Origin of the sequence: Streptomyces sp. NPDC001068 (genome assembly GCF_042897315.1) — a bacterium.
In the GTDB taxonomy this organism is placed as follows: Bacteria; Actinomycetota; Actinomycetes; order Streptomycetales; family Streptomycetaceae; genus Streptomyces.
Genome location: NZ_JBIAYD010000010.1, coordinates 376,866 through 391,885, shown reverse-complemented (window position 1 = coordinate 391,885; position 15,020 = coordinate 376,866). Strand labels below are relative to the sequence as shown.

Genomic DNA, 15,020 nt, shown 5'->3' with positions numbered 1-15,020 from the left:
GGACGGAACAGGACAAAAAGGCACACTCAGGGTGCGGAACTCGCCGGCTCGTCGTTCGTGGCGTGCCGGGGCCTGCTCTTGACCGAGATCTGGCCGACGAGTTCCCAGAAGCACACCAGGGCAGTCACCGGCGGAATCCCGAAAATGACTAACGACAACAACGCGTGTGACGAGTGGCTGACACAGAGCACCACGGCCACCACGGAGGCCGCCAGCACCACGCACCAGGACCGCCGGGCGCTCCGCCGCTGCGCGGTGGCCCGCAGGACGGAGAGCGCCGCCACGAACCACGGGCCGTACACCGTCAGCGGCCAGTACTGGGCCAGTCCCGCGGGCAGCATCGACGAGGCGATGCCGCGCAGCTGTCCGTAGGAGTAGCAGACGGACCAGGTCAGCATGCACACCGCGCACAGCGAGACCGCCGCGATCAGGAACGTGATGTGGGTGACGCTGCGGCCGCCGTCGAGCAGGTGCGAGTCCTGGCGGACCCGCCGGCGGCTGCTCCTGCGCTGCCTCGGCACGTCCAGCAGGGTCGGGGCCGTGCTCGAGCTCACGCCGGTCGGCGTGGACAGCATCTGCGCGAGTTCCTCGACCGGATCCCAGTCGTTCGCCGCGACGGTCGGCTCCTGGGCGTTCCAGGCGTGGTCCTGGGTGCCCCAGGCGTGGTCGTAGAGGCCCGGATGGTCGTAGAGGCCAGGGTGCTCGTAGCGGCCGGGATGGTCGTGAAGACCTGGATGGTCATAGAGACCGGGGTGGTCGTAGAGACCCGTATCGCGCTGAATCCCGTCCATCGATAAAACCTCCGCACCCTGCTTCAGAACGCCGCGTACAGATCGGCCAACGTCCGCCGATAATCATTTTCCAGCACTTTGATTCTCGTCAGGAAATCATCGAGGAGGTCCGAGCATGAGGTGATATCCATACTGCCGGGCCAGCGGAGCGCGGTGGTCGGGTGGTCTTCGGCGGTGATCCAGTCCAATCGCGTCACAGTCACCTTAACGACCGTCACACGGGGCGGGGCTTGAGGCGTTCGGGGGAATTGGGTCACCCGGAAGAGGATCTATGAATTACAGGCAGGCAATTACATTCCGCGAATACTGGAATGAGATGAACGAGGATCCCGACCGGGCGCGGCGGGCCCTCAGTCCACGGCGGGGTCCGCGTCGCACACCGTGTTCGGCGGGCAGAACCAGTCCACCGCCGTCGTGAGGTGGGCCAGTTCGTCGGCTCGGCCGTCGGAGTCGGGACCGTAGGAGGCGACGGCGTAGATGTTGCCGTCCGGCGCGACGAACCGCTCGTCGACGGCGTGCCAGGTGCCGACGTCCGGCTCGCCCCTGATCGTGGCGGCCAGGTACTCCAGGCGGGAACCGGTGAACCGGCCGTCGTCGAGGTCGGTCAGGCCGAGTTCCTCGAAGCCGTCCGGCTTGGGGGTCTGGTCGGAGAGGTAGAGCTCGAAGGACGCCTTCGGGGACTCCTCGGCCACCTGGTACACCTGCAGCCGGTGCTCGCGGTCGGGACTGCGGTAGCTGACGACCGCGATGCCGTACGAGGAGTCGACGGTGGACCGCGACCAGCCCTCGGGTACGGCGATCCGGAAGCCCTCGCTGTCGTCGCGCAGTTCGTATCCGGCGGGCGGGGCCGAGGCGGACGGCGACGGGGAGGACGACGGGGAGCCGGTGTCCGTGGGGGACTCGGACGCCTTCGTGGGCGAGGGCGAGTGGGTCGGGCCGGCCGAGGCGGCGGACCTGCGGTGGCCGTCGTCCTTGCCGACCACCAGGGTGAACACCAGGCTCACGGCCACACCGACGACGGCGGCTCCCACGACCACGGACCAGACGAGCCTGCGCCCGGGCCGCCGGGCCGGCTCCGGTGCCGGGAACTGCCCGGTGGAATCCCAGCCGGGGGCGGACGGCCAGGCGGGACTCCCGCCCAGCGGCGGCACCGGCACCGTGGGCGCCGCCGCGGTCGAGGACGCACGTGGCGGCCACACCGACTCCGGCACTCCGGGATCCCGGACCGGCACCGGCCCCTCGGGCGACGGCGTCGGCGCGAGCGGCTCGGGCGAACGGGGCGGGGGCGGTGCGGACGCCTCGGGCGGCGCGGGAGCCCCGGGGTGCGTCGCGGGCGCGCCGGACGGCTGTGCCGGCGCAGGCAGGCCGGGCGAACGGGTCGGGGTCGGTGCGGGCGCTTCGGGCAGGCCTGTCGATGCCGGCGCCGGACCCTCGGGCGACCTTGCCGGTGCGGGCCGTTCGGGCGGACGGGCCGGGGTCGGTGTTCCGGGCGGCCAGGCCGTGGGCGGGGTGCTCGGCGGCTGCGGCGGCGTCGGGGGGCTCGGCGGCCGCCGCGGCGTCGGCGGCTTCGGGGACGGTTCCGTCGTCGGGGACGGTTCCGTCGTCAGAGGCGGTTCGAGGTGGGTGGCCGCCGTCCAGCCGTGGCCGCCGTCCGACCACCACTCCACCTCGGCGCCGTCCTCCCACCGCTGCGTCTCCTCGTTCCAGTACCGTGCTCCGCCGCCCCCGTCGGTCATCGGCTCGTTCACCTACCCAGCAGGCCGGCCAGGGCGCCCGCCGAGGCCACCAGATTGACGAGGCTCTGGGAGTCGGTGAGGAGGTCACGCAGGCGTTCGCGGCGGGTGGGGCCCGCCTGGCCGGTGCGGGTGATCTCCTCCTCGGTGTCCGCGAGCGCGGTGTCCAGCGCCGTGGTCTGCTCGGTGGCCGTCAGCCGCCCGAGGTCCTTGCGCAACTCCTGGACCGCGGCCAGGAGTTCCTGGTCGACCGAGGAGGCGGCGGCGCCGTGGTGGTGGCTCTCGGCGTGCGCGTGGCTGCCGATGGCGAACGTGCTCCCGGAGATGTTGCCCAGGTTGACCTGCGGCTCGTCACTGGCCATTGCTGTCGGGCCCCTTCTGCGTCGTGTTGCTGACGGCGGTGGCGTGGCTGCCGAGGGCGAAGGTGGAACCCTCGACCCGGTCGATGCTCACGTTGGTGCTGTTGTTGACGATCTTCTGGACGAACTCGCCGGTCTCGTAACCGGCTTCGGCGAGCGCGGCCCGTACGCCGTTCGTCACCCGGTCCTGGATGCTGCGCAGGTACCGGACGACGTCCATCTCCTGGAAGTGGGAGCCGACCTCCACCGCGCCCAGTTCGCGCACCGACAGCGCGGGCCCCTCCGGCAGCGCGCCGGCGTGGCCGCCGGTCAGCAGTCGCCAGAGGTACAGCCCGCCCCGGCCCAGCTGACCGAGCGAGCGGCCCACCGAGCCCGGGATCAGGGCGGCCGCGGCGGCCGCCTTGCCGGCCCAGTTGTTGTTGCGGAACCGGTGCGCGGTGCGGTCGGCGCCCTTGAAGTCCGCGCGGACCGGGGTCAGGACGTGCGGGGCGATCTCCAGCACGAGCATCCGGCCCTGGGTGTGGATGCGCACGAACACCGTGACGACGACCTCCTCCTCCCATCCGCCGACGCGGATCCGCAGGAAGTGCCGGCGCTTCTCGGCGCCCTCCTCGACCGCCCGCGCCCGGTGTTCCTCGAAGGCCTGCGGGAGGTAGGGCGCCTGGTCCCGGGTGAGCAGCCCCTCGGTGGGCAGGAACACGCACTCGTCGATCTCCAGCTGGCGCAGCCGGTCCCGGTTGCCGGGGCCCGCGAACTCGGCGGGCAGCCGGAGCTGTTCGAGCAGCGGGCGGATCCGCTCCAGGATCGCCCGGTTGCTGAGCGGCTGCCGCTCCTTCTTGAGCTCGTCCGGCCGGAGTTCGACGGCGAGCACCCAGGTGTCGTAGGCGGAGCCCGCCCCGCAGAACGGGTCGGCCTCGTTGTACATGATCAGCGGCGCGTGCTGTTCGATCCTGATGCGCTGCTTGAGCCGCTGGAACCGCGGGTTCTCGGCCTTCTCGGCGGGGTCGCTCGCCGCGTCCGGGAAGCGCTGCGCGGAGAGTTCACCGGCCAGCGCCCGGGTGAACTGGGTGCGCTGGGCGTGCGCGCACACCGCGATGCCGGCGAACACGGCGAGCGTGAGCCAGGCGTGCCAGGCCGCCGTCAGACCGCCGATGTCGCCGAGGCCCGGGGTGAGCAGGTCGCCGAAGCTCGTGGAGTCGGAGTAGCTGGAGCCGTAGTACCCGTCGGAGCCGTACGAGTCGTACGAGGAACTGCTGTCGGAGCCGCCGCCGAACGCGACGACGAGGGTCACGATCAGGGCCGCCGCGTAGAAGAACCGGCCCCACCAGCGGACCAGGAAGGCGGCGACCAGCCGGTACAGCGGGGGCTGGGCGGCGCGGCCCCTGATCCAGGGCGCGACGGCGAGCGCGATGCCCGGCACCAGGAAGAACACGAGCAGGCCGCCGCTGAGCGGCAGCCCCACCACCCACAGGCCGAGGATCGCCGCGGCCCACAGCAGTTCGTGGCGGCGGGCGCGCAGGGCGTGGGCCAGGACCCGGGCGGCGTCGAAGCCGAGCGAGGGCGCCGCGATCCGCTGTTCGTTGAGGTGGAGTTCCTCGATGACCCGGTCCCGGTATCCGGAATCCAGGTAGGTGCCCGCGCACAGCAGCCGGGTGGCCTCGCTGGCGTAGGGCGGTGTGGGCGGCAGCGCCTGCGGGGCTCCCGCGGGCGCTCCCGGCTGTGGCTGTTGCGGCACGTAGGCAGTGCTCACGACCATCCCCCGAAGCGTGTGACGTGCGATGCCGGATGTGCTTTGCCGGACGTTGAGTTGACAGGGCAGCAGCATAGAGCGGCGGCCGTGACCGGTGGCACGGAATTGCCCGAAGTCGCCGCAGGTCAGAAGTCGGCCGGCAGCCGGTCCTCGCGGTGACGGTGCCGGTGCGGTGGCGGTCGGACACCGGGAGAGCCACCCGACACGTACTATCGCGTCCACCCGGGAACGCGTACTATCGCGTTCATCCGGTGCCTGAGCAACTCCCCTCACCATACGGCCCGTTGAGGAGCCCCTCCATGCCCGCTCTGCTGAACCCCGTCCTCGACCTGCTGACCCTGCGCGGCACCGTCACCGAGGCCGAACAGATCACCGCGCGCATCCGCCGGCTGCGCGTCGACGGCGACCAGCTCGCCGGTCTCGACGTCCGGCCCGGTCAGCAGGTGCGGGTCCTGGTCTCCGGCCTGACCCTGCGTACGTATTCCGTGTGGCACTACGACCCGTCCGGCGTGGTCGAGTTGTGCGTGCTGGACCACCCCGAGGGCGGCCCGGGTGCCCGGTGGGGGCGCACGGCCGGCGTCGGCGACCAGGTGCGGCTGCGCGGGCCGGAGGGGACGTTCACGCTGCGCCCCGAGGCCCCCCACCACGTCTTCGTCGGGGACGAGACGGCCTCGGTCGCGTTCGGCCCGATGCTCGCGGCGCTGCCCGAGGAGGCCGCCGTCTCCGGCTGCGTGGAGACGGCGACCGAGGCCGACCGGCTGCCCGTCGCGCACGCGGACAGCCTCGACTGGGTGCTCCGCGGCGAGACGACGCTGCCGGAGGCGGTCCGCCGGCTCGCCCCCGAACCCGGCGGCATCGCGTACGTCGCCGGCGAGGCGCGGGACGTGCAGGCGGTGCGCAAGGTGCTGGTCCAGGAGGCGGGTTGGGACCGGCGGGCGGTGCTCACCAAGCCGTTCTGGACGCCGGGCAGGAAGGGGATGGAGTGAGCCCGGCGCTCAGGAGCACGGGGCGCCGGCCGGGCAGAAGGAGTCGAGCGCCGTGGTGAGCGGCTCCCGCACCAGGCCGGCGGGCAGATCTCCGGGACCGCTGGAACGGATCGCGTACAGGGTGCCGTCGGCGGCCCGGAAGCGGTGGTCGACGACCTGGCGGGCACCCTTGTCCCGGTCGTCGTAGCGGTACGAGAGCTCCGCCCAGGTGTCGCCGGAGGCGCGGGTGCCGGGCCGGTAGCCGGGTTGCCCGGCGAATCCGTAACCCGGGTCGTGCTCGGCGAGGTCCAGGGACTCGGCCGGGGTGGCCTCGGAGAGCGCGAAGATCTGCAACTGGCGTCCGTCGGACGGGGAGTCGTAGTACACCACCGGCGCCTTCTCCCCCTGCTGCTGCCGCCGGGTCCACCCCTGCGGCACGTCGAGGGTGTACCCGACGGGATCGTGCGCGACGCGGTACCCGGTGACGACGGAGGAGGTGGGGCTGGGAGTGTGGCCGTGGCTGCGAGTGGGACCGTGGCTGGGGGTGGTCGCCGTGTCGGTGGACCGGGCTCCCGACGACGACGTGGTCCTGTCGCTCACCCGCACGGACGGGCCCGGGCCGGCGCCGGTGTGCTCGTCGCCGGCCCGGCCGAAGTACCAGACGCCCAGCCCGGAGAGGCCGGCGACGAGAACCAGCCCCAGGACGGCGGCGAGCGCACGGCCGGCCCGCCGGCGTGGGACGTACCCGGCCGGCGGAGGCGTCGCCGCGAGCGGCTGCCCGGGCGAGGTCGGAGCGGCCGACCAGGGGGGCGGCACCGAGCCCCACGGCGCCTGCTCCGGCGGCACGGCGGGATGACGGCCACCGTCCACCGTCGGTTCCGCCGCCGCGGAACCCGGCACGGTCGGGGACGGCCCCCGGAACGCTGGCGGGACCGGGGGCAGACCCGGGGGCGGTGTCGGGGGCCAGGCCGGTCGCCATGGCTCTCCGGGTGCCGCCGGACCGCGGGGTCGTGGCGGATCCTGCCCGGGCGGTGGCGGGGCGGGCTCGCCGGTGCGCTCCGTCTGCCACGGGCTCTCCGGGACGCCCGTGTGCCACGGGTTCACCGTCGGCCACCTCTGTGTGCTCGGTTCCTCCGACTCCGGTGGATCCGGCTGCCGTCGCCCCTCCGGCCGCTCGCTCCCCCGGCCGTTCCCGGACCGGCCGTCTCCGTCGCTCATCGCGAACCCCCCGATTCACCGCGCCGCCCGCCTCTCTCGACGGTAGCGGCGAAAACGGGAACGGGCCCCGTTCCGGACGAAACCGGAGCGGGGCCCGTTGGGCGCGGGGGGCTCAGATGAGGCCGAGGGCGCGGACCGCGTCGCGCTCCTCCGCCAGCTCCTGCACCGAGGCGTCGATGCGGGCGCGGGAGAACTCGCTGATCTCCAGGCCCTGCACGATCTCGTACACGCCGTCCTTGGTGGTGACCGGGAAGGAGGAGATCAGGCCCTCCGGGACGCCGTAGGAGCCGTCGGACGGGATGCCCATCGAGGTCCAGTTGCCGTCGGCCGTGCCGTTGACCCAGGTGTGGACGTGGTCGATGGCGGCGTTCGCGGCGGAGGCCGCCGAGGACGCGCCACGGGCCTCGATGATGGCCGCGCCGCGCTTGGCGACGGTCGGGATGAACTCCTCGGCCAGCCACTTCTCGTCGTTCACGACCTCCGCGGCGTTCTTGCCGGCGACCGTGGCGTGGAAGATGTCCGGGTACTGGGTGGCGGAGTGGTTGCCCCAGATGGTCAGGCGCTTGATGTCGGCGACCGTGGAGCCGGTCTTCTTCGCCAGCTGGGTCAGCGCGCGGTTGTGGTCGAGGCGGGTCATCGCGGTGAACCGCTCGGCCGGTACGTCCGGCGCGGCGGCCTGCGCGATCAGCGCGTTCGTGTTGGCCGGGTTGCCGACGACCAGGACCTTGATGTCGTCCGCCGCGTGGTCGTTGATGGCCTTGCCCTGCGGCTTGAAGATGCCGCCGTTGGCCTCGAGGAGGTCACCGCGCTCCATGCCCTTGGTGCGCGGGCGGGCGCCGACCAGGAGGGCGACGTTGGCGCCGTCGAAGGCCACGTTCGGGTCGTCGGTGATGTCGATGCCCGACAGGAGCGGGAAGGCGCAGTCGTCGAGCTCCATGGCGGTGCCCTCGGCGGCCTTGAGCGCGGGCGTGATCTCCAGGAGGCGGAGGCGGACCGGCACGTCCGCGCCGAGCAGCTGGCCGGAGGCGATGCGGAAGAGCAGGGCGTAACCGATCTGGCCGGCCGCGCCGGTGACGGTGACGTTCACGGGAGTGCGGGTCATGGCGTTCTCCGTATGACAGCTGGCGGTGGGCGTCCTTGCCCTGGGTGCCCTGGGGTGCGGACGTACAAATGATCGATCTCTCGGCATCAAGAGATCCACCGGTCAGGCTATCGCGCATTCCGGATGCCGGACGTGGAGGGGTGGGTGTGGCCCACCCCACAGAGACGGTCCGTGAACCGCCGGCGGCCGCCGGCCCGGCGGACCCGGAAAGAGGCGGCCGGCCCGTCCGGGAGAGGGAGAGACGGGACGGCCGCCATCCGGGGGTACCGGAATCCGGACTCCCGTGGGGGGTACGGTTTCGCGTGCCCAGGAATCACCGCGGCATGCCCGGACGTACGGATTTTCTACGAGGTGCACCCCGTCCGCCCCGACGCCAGCGTCGCGCAGGCCTTCGCCTGCTCCGCGTCCCGCACCGCGACCATCGGCGTGTACGCGATGGTGTCACCGGCGGCCGTGATGTCGCCGCGCTTCGTGACGGCGCCCGCCGTGACCCGCACCGAGTCGCCCCGGGCGGCGCCGGTGATCCGGCCCCAGGCGGCCCCGCAGGTGCGGCTGTAGCGCACCTCCAGGGTGGTCGCGCCGAGCGTGACCGTACCGGCGGTGGTCACGAGGTCGCCGCTGCACCCCATGGCCTCCGCGTCCTTGCCGGTGCAGCCGGCGCCCGCGCACCGCACGCCGGCGGGCAGGGCGGCCCCGGTGCCGGCGGACGGGGCGGACGAGACGGCGACGCTGCGCTTCTTCTTCCCGTGGCCGCCGTGGTGCCCGGCGAGGGAGAGGACGGCGGCGATCACCACGGCGACGCCGACGACCCCCGCGAGGAACATGGTCAGCCGGCGGCGACCGCCGCCGGCCGGGGCCGCGGGCCGCTCGGGCGCGGCGGGCCCCCGTGACCCCGTACCCTCCCGGCGGTTCGCGTCGGGTGCCGTCGGCTGCGGCGGGATGGTGGGCGAGACGCCCGCCGGACCGGCCACCCCCGGCGTCGCGACCGCGCCGCCGGTCCGTCGCGGCGCCCCGGACCCGGCGGTGGCGGTGGACGCGGAGGGGACCGGCGGCTCCCCGAACTCCCCCAGCGCGGCGCGCGCCTGGGAGATCCGGATCGCCTCCATCGTCCTGTCGTGCCGCTGCTCCGACCGGCTCCAGGCCCGTTCGGCCAGTTCCCACATGGTGGTGAGATGGACCGGATCGGTGCCGGTGACCTCGGCGAGCGCGACGACGGCACCCTTGGGTGCCAGCAGGCGTCCGCCCAGGTACCGCTCCCAGGACGTCCTGCTGTAGCCGGTGCGGTCGGACAGGGCCGCGACACCCAGCCCGGCGCGGTCCACGAGCCGTCGCAGCTGTGTCGCGAACTCCTTCACCTGCGGATCGAGTTCATCCGGCAGGGCCTTCCAACGAGGCATGGTTCCCCCTCTTCCCCCCGCGTTCCCCTGGCGCGTGGCGCCGCCCGCGCGCACGGTCGCACGCCGACCGCGAAGCGGTCCAACGGGCCTTCGAATCGCCCCGGTTGGACACGTTAGCCCGCTTGCGAGTCGGCTTCGTCACCTATCCGTGAACTTGTCGGCACATCGGCACACCGGTCGTCCGGCCGCCGCCTCCCGGGTCACGGCGGACCCGGTTCACCCGAGGACCACGGCGCCGACGACCGCCATGAGCAGCAGGACGAGCAGGATCAGGAGGGCGGCGGGCAGCAGCCGGCCGTGGAAGCGGGGCGCCCGCTCCGGTTCCGGGCGGTCCCACCAGGGGAGCGTGGGGTCGTCCTCGTAGCCGCCGGCGCCGGGCGGCGGTTCCGGCTCGTTCGCCGGACGCGGCCAGGCCTGGACGGCCAGTTCCCAGCGCACGGTGTGCCGTTCGGCGTCGGCGCCGGTGAGGCCGGCCACCCGGCACAGGGCGGCGACCGCCTGCCGCGGCGGCGGCTGCACGGCGTTGAGGTACCGCTGCCAGGACGACTTGCTGTACGCGGTACGGGCGCCGAGGGCGACCAGGCTGAGTCCGGTGTCGTCCTTGAGGAGCCGTAACTGCTCCACGAAGTGCCGCACCTCCGCCGGAAGCCCTTCCGGCAGCGGCTGCCAGCCGCCCATCACGCACCTCCACGGCGTCCCGCGTTGCCAGTTCGTTGCCAGTTCAGACCGGGTGACGACGGGCGGCCGCCGGACGGTTCCCGCAGGCTGTGGCAGTGCGGACGGTCCGTAGCGGAACTGTCACCTCTGTGCCACAGCCCGCGGACAGCCGTTGAACAGCCGCCGTGCGATGGGAAGGCTGAAACCCGACGGCGGTCCGTCCTCCTCGGGGGAGGGGACGGGCCGCCTCTCGCCCGCCCGGAGGCGGACGGCGGGTCCTTCGGCTCTTCATCGTGAAGTGCGGGTCCTTCAGCTCTTCATCGTGAAGTGCAGCGTGTCCTTCAGGTAGGGGATCACCAGCCAGGGCTTCGGCTGCGCCATCAACGCCAGCAGCACGATCGCCAGGCCCAGCACCCCGTACGTGACGATGTCCGTGAACCGGGAGCGCACCGCCAGCATCCCCACGCCGGGCAGGACCCACCGCATCACCGCCCCGGCGAGCAGCGCCGCGCCGATCAGCAGCGCGCCCACCCGGAACTGGTCGAGCGAGGTCAGCAGCAGCCCCACCGCGGCGGTCGCCAGCACCACCAGCAGCGGCCACTGACGGGCCGGCGCCGGCAGGTCTCCGGACGCGGCCCTGCCGCCCCCCTCGGGGCGCGCGGTGTCGCGCGTGAACAGCGGGAACCGCCGGGTCGTCCGGCGTCCCGCATCCTGTCCGTGCCCGCGGTCAGCCGACACTGCGCTCCGCCGCCTCGACCACGTTGACGAGCAGCTGGGCCCGGGTCATCGGACCGACACCGCCGGGGTTCGGGGAGAGCCAGCCGGCGACCCCGGCGACGTCGGGGTGCACATCGCCGACGATCTTGCCGTCCGCGTTGCGGGAGACGCCGATGTCGAGGACGGCCGCGCCCGGCTTGACGTCCTCGGCGCGGATAAGGTGCGGCGAGCCGGCCGCGGCGACGATGATGTCGGCGCGCCGGAGGTGGGCGGAGAGGTCACGGGTGCCGGTGTGGCACTGGGTGACCGTCGCGTTCTCGCTGCGCCGGGTGAGCAGCAGCGGCATCGGGCGGCCGATGGTCACGCCACGGCCGACGACCACGACCTCCGCGCCCTTGATCTCGACGCCGTGGCGGCGCAGCAGGGTCAGCACGCCGTTGGGGGTGCAGGGCAGCGGGGCGGGCTCGCCGAGCACCAGGCGGCCCAGGTTCATCGGGTGCAGGCCGTCCGCGTCCTTGTGCGGGTCCATCAGCTCCAGGATGCGGTTCTCGTCGATGCCCCTGGGCAGCGGAAGCTGGACAATGTAGCCGGTGCACGCGGGGTCGTCGTTCAGTTCGCGGACGACGGCCTCGATCTCCTCCTGGGTGGCGGTGGCGGGCAGCTCACGCTGGATGGAGGCGATGCCGACCTGGGCGCAGTCGCGGTGCTTGCCGGCGACGTACTTTTGACTGCCGGGGTCGTCCCCGACCAGGATCGTGCCGAGGCCGGGCGTGACGCCCTTCTCCTTCAGCACCGCCACGCGGGCGGTCAGATCGGACTTGATCGCGGCTGCGGTGGCCTTGCCATCGAGAATCTGGGCGGTCATGGCTCCATCCTCGCGGATGCCGGTCTCCCGTTGCCAATCGGGTGTGCGGTCATGATCAATGATGTTGCACTTGCACAACACCTCGCGAATCGGGCTGGACAACAACTCGCCATTACTAAACGATGAGCGGCGCAGTAGCGCGGTCCGGTTGGGGGGCAAACCGCTCAGAACATGACGTACCTCCGTGCCTTTCCGCGACGTCCCCGCAGGTCCAACGGAGGAAAACGGCCATGAGTTTCGGCGCGCCCAACAACCCCTACGGTCAGCCGCAGAACCCGCAGCAGGGCCAGCCCGGTTACGGCTACCCGCAGCAGGGGCAGCCGGGCTACCAGCAGGCCCCGCAGGGCGTGCCGCCGCAGCAGGGTTACGGCTACCCGCAGCAGCCCGGTTACCCGCAGCAGGGCGGCTACGGCTACCCGCAGCAGGGTTACGGCGCGATGCCGCCGTACGCGAACTGGGGCTGGCGCTTCCTGAGCAGGCTGATCGACACGATCGTGTTGGGCATTCCGTACATCCTCGTGGTCGTGGGCGGCGCCAAGAGCGTCCCGGCACTGATGATCGTCGGCCTCCTCGTCCTGATCGGTCTGTTCATCTACCAGATCGTCCAGGAGGGGCGTACCGGTCAGACCATCGGCAAGAAGGTGGTCGGTACCCGCACGCTCAAGGAGGACACCGGCCAGCCGATCGGTGCGGGCATGGCCTTCGTGCGCCAGCTGGCCCACTTCCTGGACAGCCTGCCCTGCTACCTCGGCTACCTGTGGCCGGCGTGGGACGCCAAGCGCCAGACGTTCGCCGACAAGGTGTGCGGCACGATCGTGATCCGCAGCAACTGATCGTCCGCCGTCACGTACCCCAAGGGCCGTGCCCCCCGGTGGGGGGCACGGCCCTGGCGTTCCCGGTCCCGGCGCGGCCGCTCCGCGGAGCCGGTACGGCCGCTCAGTGGAAGAAGTGCCGCGTCCCCGTGAAGTACATCGTCACGCCCGCCTTCTTCGCGGCCTCCACGACCAGTTCGTCACGCATCGAACCGCCCGGCTGGGCCACCGCCCGCACGCCGGCCGCGGTGAGGATCTCCAGGCCGTCGGGGAACGGGAAGAAGGCGTCGGAGGCGGCGTAGGAGCCGCGTGCCCGCTCCTCCCCCGCCCGCTCGACGGCGAGCTTCGCGGAGTCGACGCGGTTGACCTGGCCCATGCCGACGCCGACCGAGGCACCGTCCTTGGCGAGCAGGATGGCGTTGGACTTCACGGCCCGGCAGGCCTTCCAGGCGAAGGCGAGCTCGCGCAGCTCCTCCGGGCTCAGCGCCTCGCCGGTGGCCAGGGTCCAGTTGGCCGGGTCGTCGCCGTCGGCCTGCAGCCGGTCGGTGACCTGGAGCAGCACCCCGCCGTCGACGGGCTTGACCTCGACCGGGTTGGCGGGGGCGCCCGCCGCCTTCAGCACCCGGATGTTCTTCTTCTTGGCGAGGGCCTCCAGGGCCCCCTCCTCGTAGTCGGGCGCCACGATGACCTCGGTGAAGATCTCCGCGACCTGCTCGGCCATCTCCTTGCTGACCGGCCGGTTCACGGCGATGACCCCGCCGAACGCCGACAGCGGGTCGCAGGCGTGCGCCTTGCGGTGCGCCTCGGCGACGTCCGACCCGATCGCGATGCCGCACGGGTTGGCGTGCTTGATGATCGCGACGCACGGCTCGTCGTGGTCGTACGCGGCACGGCGGGCGGCGTCCGTGTCCGTGTAGTTGTTGTACGACATCTCCTTGCCGTGCAGCTGCTCGGCCCTGGCGAGGCCGCCGCCGCTCCCGTCGACGTAGAGCGCGGCCGGCTGGTGCGGGTTCTCGCCGTAGCGGAGGGTGTTCTCGCGCTCCCAGGTGGCGCCGAGGAAGTCGGGGAACCGCGACTCGTCGACCGGGGCGTACTCGGAGGCGAACCAGGAGGCGACCGCCACGTCGTAGGACGCCGTGTGCTGGAAGGCCTCGGCGGCCAGCCGCTTGCGGGTGGCGAGGTCGAAGCCGCCCGCGGCGACGGCGGCGAGCACGTCGGCGTACCGCTCGGGGCTGGTGACCACGGCGACCGAGGGGTGGTTCTTGGCGGCGGCGCGGACCATCGAGGGGCCGCCGATGTCGATCTGCTCGACGCACTCGTCCGGCGAGGCACCCGAGGCGACCGTCTCGCGGAACGGGTAGAGGTTGACGACGACGAGGTCGAAGGGGGCCACGCCGAGCTCGTCGAGCTGCTTGCGGTGGCTCTCCAGACGCAGGTCGGCGAGGATGCCGGCGTGCACCTTGGGGTGCAGGGTCTTGACCCGGCCGTCCAGGCACTCCGGGAAGCCGGTGAGCTCCTCCACCTTGGTCACGGGGACCCCGGCGGCGGCGATGCGGGAGGCGGTGGAGCCGGTGGAGACGAGTTCGACGCCCGCCTCGTGCAGCCCGCGCGCGAGGTCTTCGAGCCCCGTCTTGTCGTAGACGCTGACGAGCGCCCGTCGGATGGGCCGCTTGTTGCTCTCGGCGGTCACTGGATAAACACCTTTCGTCCCTCGATGCGATGGCCGTTGCGGGCGATCCGCCCCACGACCTCGACGAGCAGGCTTCGCTCGACTTCCTTGATGCGCTCGTGCAGAGCGCCCTCGTCGTCCCCGTCCCTGACCTCCACCACCCCCTGGGCGATGATCGGCCCGGTGTCGACGCCGTCGTCGACGAAGTGGACGGTGCAGCCGGTCACCTTCGCCCCGTACGCGAGCGCGTCCCGCACACCGTGGGCCCCGGGGAAACTGGGCAGCAGGGCGGGGTGCGTGTTCACGGTCCGCCCGCCGAACCGCGCCAGGAACTCCTTCCCGAGGATCTTCATGAACCCGGCGGAGACGACGAGGTCGGGCCGGTGGGCGGCGACGGCCTCGGCCAGCGCCCGGTCCCACTCCTGCCGCGTCCCGAAGTCCTTCACCCTGGTCACGAAGGTCGCGATCCCGGCGCGCTCGGCGCGCGCGAGCCCCTCGATGCCGTCGCGGTCGGCCCCTACGGCGACGACCTCGGCGCCGTAGGCCTCGGCGCCGGTCGCCGCGATCGCGTCGAGGAGCGCCTGGAGGTTGGTGCCGGATCCGGAGACCAGCACGACGAGGCGCTTGGCCACGGGCTTGGCGGCCACGGCGGGGCCCTTTCTCGGGGGAGCGTCGGTACGGCGGCCGGCCCCGCACCCGCTTTGTACATTCATACGAGTGCTTCGCGCCCCGGGATACGGGGAAGTCTACGAAGCGGCCGACCGTCAGCAACGATACCGGCACACCGGACGGCCCCCACGGGACGGGGGCGTGGCCGGAAGGTAGCGTCTGGGAGGTACCCGAGGCGGGAACGCGCGCGGGATACGACGCGTTCAGGAAGTAACCAGCCGTTTCGTCCGCGGTAGCGATCAGCCGGAGCCATCGGCTGGAGCCGCGCAGTCGTATCCGCAAGCCAGCCTCAGCCATCAGCTCTGTTCATCTTGAT

Annotated in this window: 15 protein-coding genes; 2 read left to right on the top strand and 13 right to left on the bottom strand. The window is 72.5% G+C overall.

The window, feature by feature from the left end; all coding sequences use genetic code 11:
- Positions 1-26: 26 nt before the first annotated feature.
- The 5 genes from ACFY3I_RS28595 to ACFY3I_RS28575 form a co-directional block, all read right to left on the bottom strand.
- Positions 27-791 carry a DUF2637 domain-containing protein gene (locus ACFY3I_RS28595; protein WP_365283930.1) on the bottom strand — a complete coding sequence of 255 codons (765 nt, stop codon included), beginning with the start codon at positions 789-791 and terminating at the stop codon, positions 27-29.
- Positions 792-814: 23 nt separating this feature from the next.
- A complete protein-coding gene (locus tag ACFY3I_RS28590; RefSeq protein WP_365283928.1) occupies positions 815-979 on the bottom strand; it encodes a hypothetical protein in 165 nt (54 codons plus the stop codon).
- Between the two features lie 162 nt (positions 980-1,141).
- Complete coding sequence (locus ACFY3I_RS28585; protein ID WP_390863775.1) at positions 1,142-2,002, bottom strand: hypothetical protein; 861 nt, start codon at positions 2,000-2,002, stop codon at positions 1,142-1,144.
- A gap of 533 nt (positions 2,003-2,535) precedes the next feature.
- Entirely contained in the window at positions 2,536-2,886 is a 351-nt protein-coding gene (locus tag ACFY3I_RS28580) for a hypothetical protein (protein ID WP_390863773.1), read from the bottom strand.
- The gene (locus tag ACFY3I_RS28575; protein ID WP_390863848.1) at positions 2,876-4,633 is read right to left on the bottom strand and encodes a hypothetical protein; all 1,758 of its coding nucleotides are present in this window, start codon (positions 4,631-4,633) and stop codon (positions 2,876-2,878) included. The genes ACFY3I_RS28580 and ACFY3I_RS28575 overlap by 11 nt, the downstream gene beginning before the upstream one ends.
- Positions 4,634-4,932: 299 nt before the next feature.
- On the opposite strand from ACFY3I_RS28575, the gene ACFY3I_RS28570 reads away from it, so the two are divergent.
- Positions 4,933-5,619, top strand: a complete 687-nt coding sequence (locus ACFY3I_RS28570; RefSeq protein ID WP_390863772.1) for a siderophore-interacting protein — start codon at positions 4,933-4,935, stop codon at positions 5,617-5,619.
- 9 nt (positions 5,620-5,628) lie between these two features.
- On the opposite strand, the gene ACFY3I_RS28565 is transcribed toward ACFY3I_RS28570, so the two are convergent.
- From ACFY3I_RS28565 to ACFY3I_RS28540, 6 genes are all read right to left on the bottom strand, one after another.
- Complete coding sequence (locus ACFY3I_RS28565; RefSeq protein WP_390863770.1) at positions 5,629-6,468, bottom strand: hypothetical protein; 840 nt, start codon at positions 6,466-6,468, stop codon at positions 5,629-5,631.
- 460 nt (positions 6,469-6,928) lie between these two features.
- On the bottom strand, positions 6,929-7,918 hold the full coding sequence (locus tag ACFY3I_RS28560; RefSeq protein ID WP_365283916.1) for a malate dehydrogenase: 990 nt from the start codon (positions 7,916-7,918) through the stop codon (positions 6,929-6,931).
- Between the two features lie 344 nt (positions 7,919-8,262).
- Positions 8,263-9,315 carry a helix-turn-helix domain-containing protein gene (locus ACFY3I_RS28555; RefSeq protein ID WP_390863768.1) on the bottom strand — a complete coding sequence of 351 codons (1,053 nt, stop codon included), beginning with the start codon at positions 9,313-9,315 and terminating at the stop codon, positions 8,263-8,265.
- 216 nt (positions 9,316-9,531) lie between these two features.
- Positions 9,532-9,993, bottom strand: coding sequence for a helix-turn-helix domain-containing protein (locus ACFY3I_RS28550; RefSeq protein WP_390863766.1), 462 nt, complete (start codon positions 9,991-9,993; stop codon positions 9,532-9,534).
- Between the two features lie 288 nt (positions 9,994-10,281).
- Positions 10,282-10,710, bottom strand: a complete 429-nt coding sequence (locus tag ACFY3I_RS28545; RefSeq protein WP_365283910.1) for a DUF3017 domain-containing protein — start codon at positions 10,708-10,710, stop codon at positions 10,282-10,284.
- Complete coding sequence (locus ACFY3I_RS28540) at positions 10,700-11,554, bottom strand: bifunctional methylenetetrahydrofolate dehydrogenase/methenyltetrahydrofolate cyclohydrolase (protein WP_390863765.1); 855 nt, start codon at positions 11,552-11,554, stop codon at positions 10,700-10,702. Before ACFY3I_RS28540 ends, ACFY3I_RS28545 begins: the two co-directional genes overlap by 11 nt.
- Before the next feature lie 230 nt (positions 11,555-11,784).
- Here ACFY3I_RS28540 and ACFY3I_RS28535 point away from each other — a divergent pair, with 230 nt between their 5' ends.
- On the top strand, positions 11,785-12,387 hold the full coding sequence (locus tag ACFY3I_RS28535) for an RDD family protein (protein WP_390863763.1): 603 nt from the start codon (positions 11,785-11,787) through the stop codon (positions 12,385-12,387).
- A 103-nt stretch (positions 12,388-12,490) separates the two neighbouring features.
- On the opposite strand, the gene purH is transcribed toward ACFY3I_RS28535, so the two are convergent.
- Both purH and purN read right to left on the bottom strand, forming a co-directional pair.
- Positions 12,491-14,056 carry a bifunctional phosphoribosylaminoimidazolecarboxamide formyltransferase/IMP cyclohydrolase gene (gene purH, locus ACFY3I_RS28530; protein ID WP_390863761.1) on the bottom strand — a complete coding sequence of 522 codons (1,566 nt, stop codon included), beginning with the start codon at positions 14,054-14,056 and terminating at the stop codon, positions 12,491-12,493.
- Positions 14,053-14,682 carry a phosphoribosylglycinamide formyltransferase gene (gene purN / locus ACFY3I_RS28525; protein WP_365283901.1) on the bottom strand — a complete coding sequence of 210 codons (630 nt, stop codon included), beginning with the start codon at positions 14,680-14,682 and terminating at the stop codon, positions 14,053-14,055. Before purN ends, purH begins: the two co-directional genes overlap by 4 nt.
- Positions 14,683-15,020 lie beyond the last annotated feature (338 nt).

What these genes read in the sequence shown, in the direction of transcription:
- ACFY3I_RS28540 (WP_390863765.1), bottom strand. Translation starts at nt 11,554, where the DNA reads ATGACCGCCCAGATTCTCGATGGCAAGGCCACCGCAGCCGCGATCAAG.
- ACFY3I_RS28555 (WP_390863768.1), bottom strand. Translation starts at nt 9,315, where the DNA reads ATGCCTCGTTGGAAGGCCCTGCCGGATGAACTCGATCCGCAGGTGAAG.
- ACFY3I_RS28535 (WP_390863763.1), top strand. Translation starts at nt 11,785, where the DNA reads ATGAGTTTCGGCGCGCCCAACAACCCCTACGGTCAGCCGCAGAACCCG.
- ACFY3I_RS28550 (WP_390863766.1), bottom strand. Translation starts at nt 9,993, where the DNA reads ATGGGCGGCTGGCAGCCGCTGCCGGAAGGGCTTCCGGCGGAGGTGCGG.
- ACFY3I_RS28595 (WP_365283930.1), bottom strand. Translation starts at nt 791, where the DNA reads ATGGACGGGATTCAGCGCGATACGGGTCTCTACGACCACCCCGGTCTC.
- ACFY3I_RS28580 (WP_390863773.1), bottom strand. Translation starts at nt 2,886, where the DNA reads ATGGCCAGTGACGAGCCGCAGGTCAACCTGGGCAACATCTCCGGGAGC.
- ACFY3I_RS28560 (WP_365283916.1), bottom strand. Translation starts at nt 7,918, where the DNA reads ATGACCCGCACTCCCGTGAACGTCACCGTCACCGGCGCGGCCGGCCAG.
- ACFY3I_RS28570 (WP_390863772.1), top strand. Translation starts at nt 4,933, where the DNA reads ATGCCCGCTCTGCTGAACCCCGTCCTCGACCTGCTGACCCTGCGCGGC.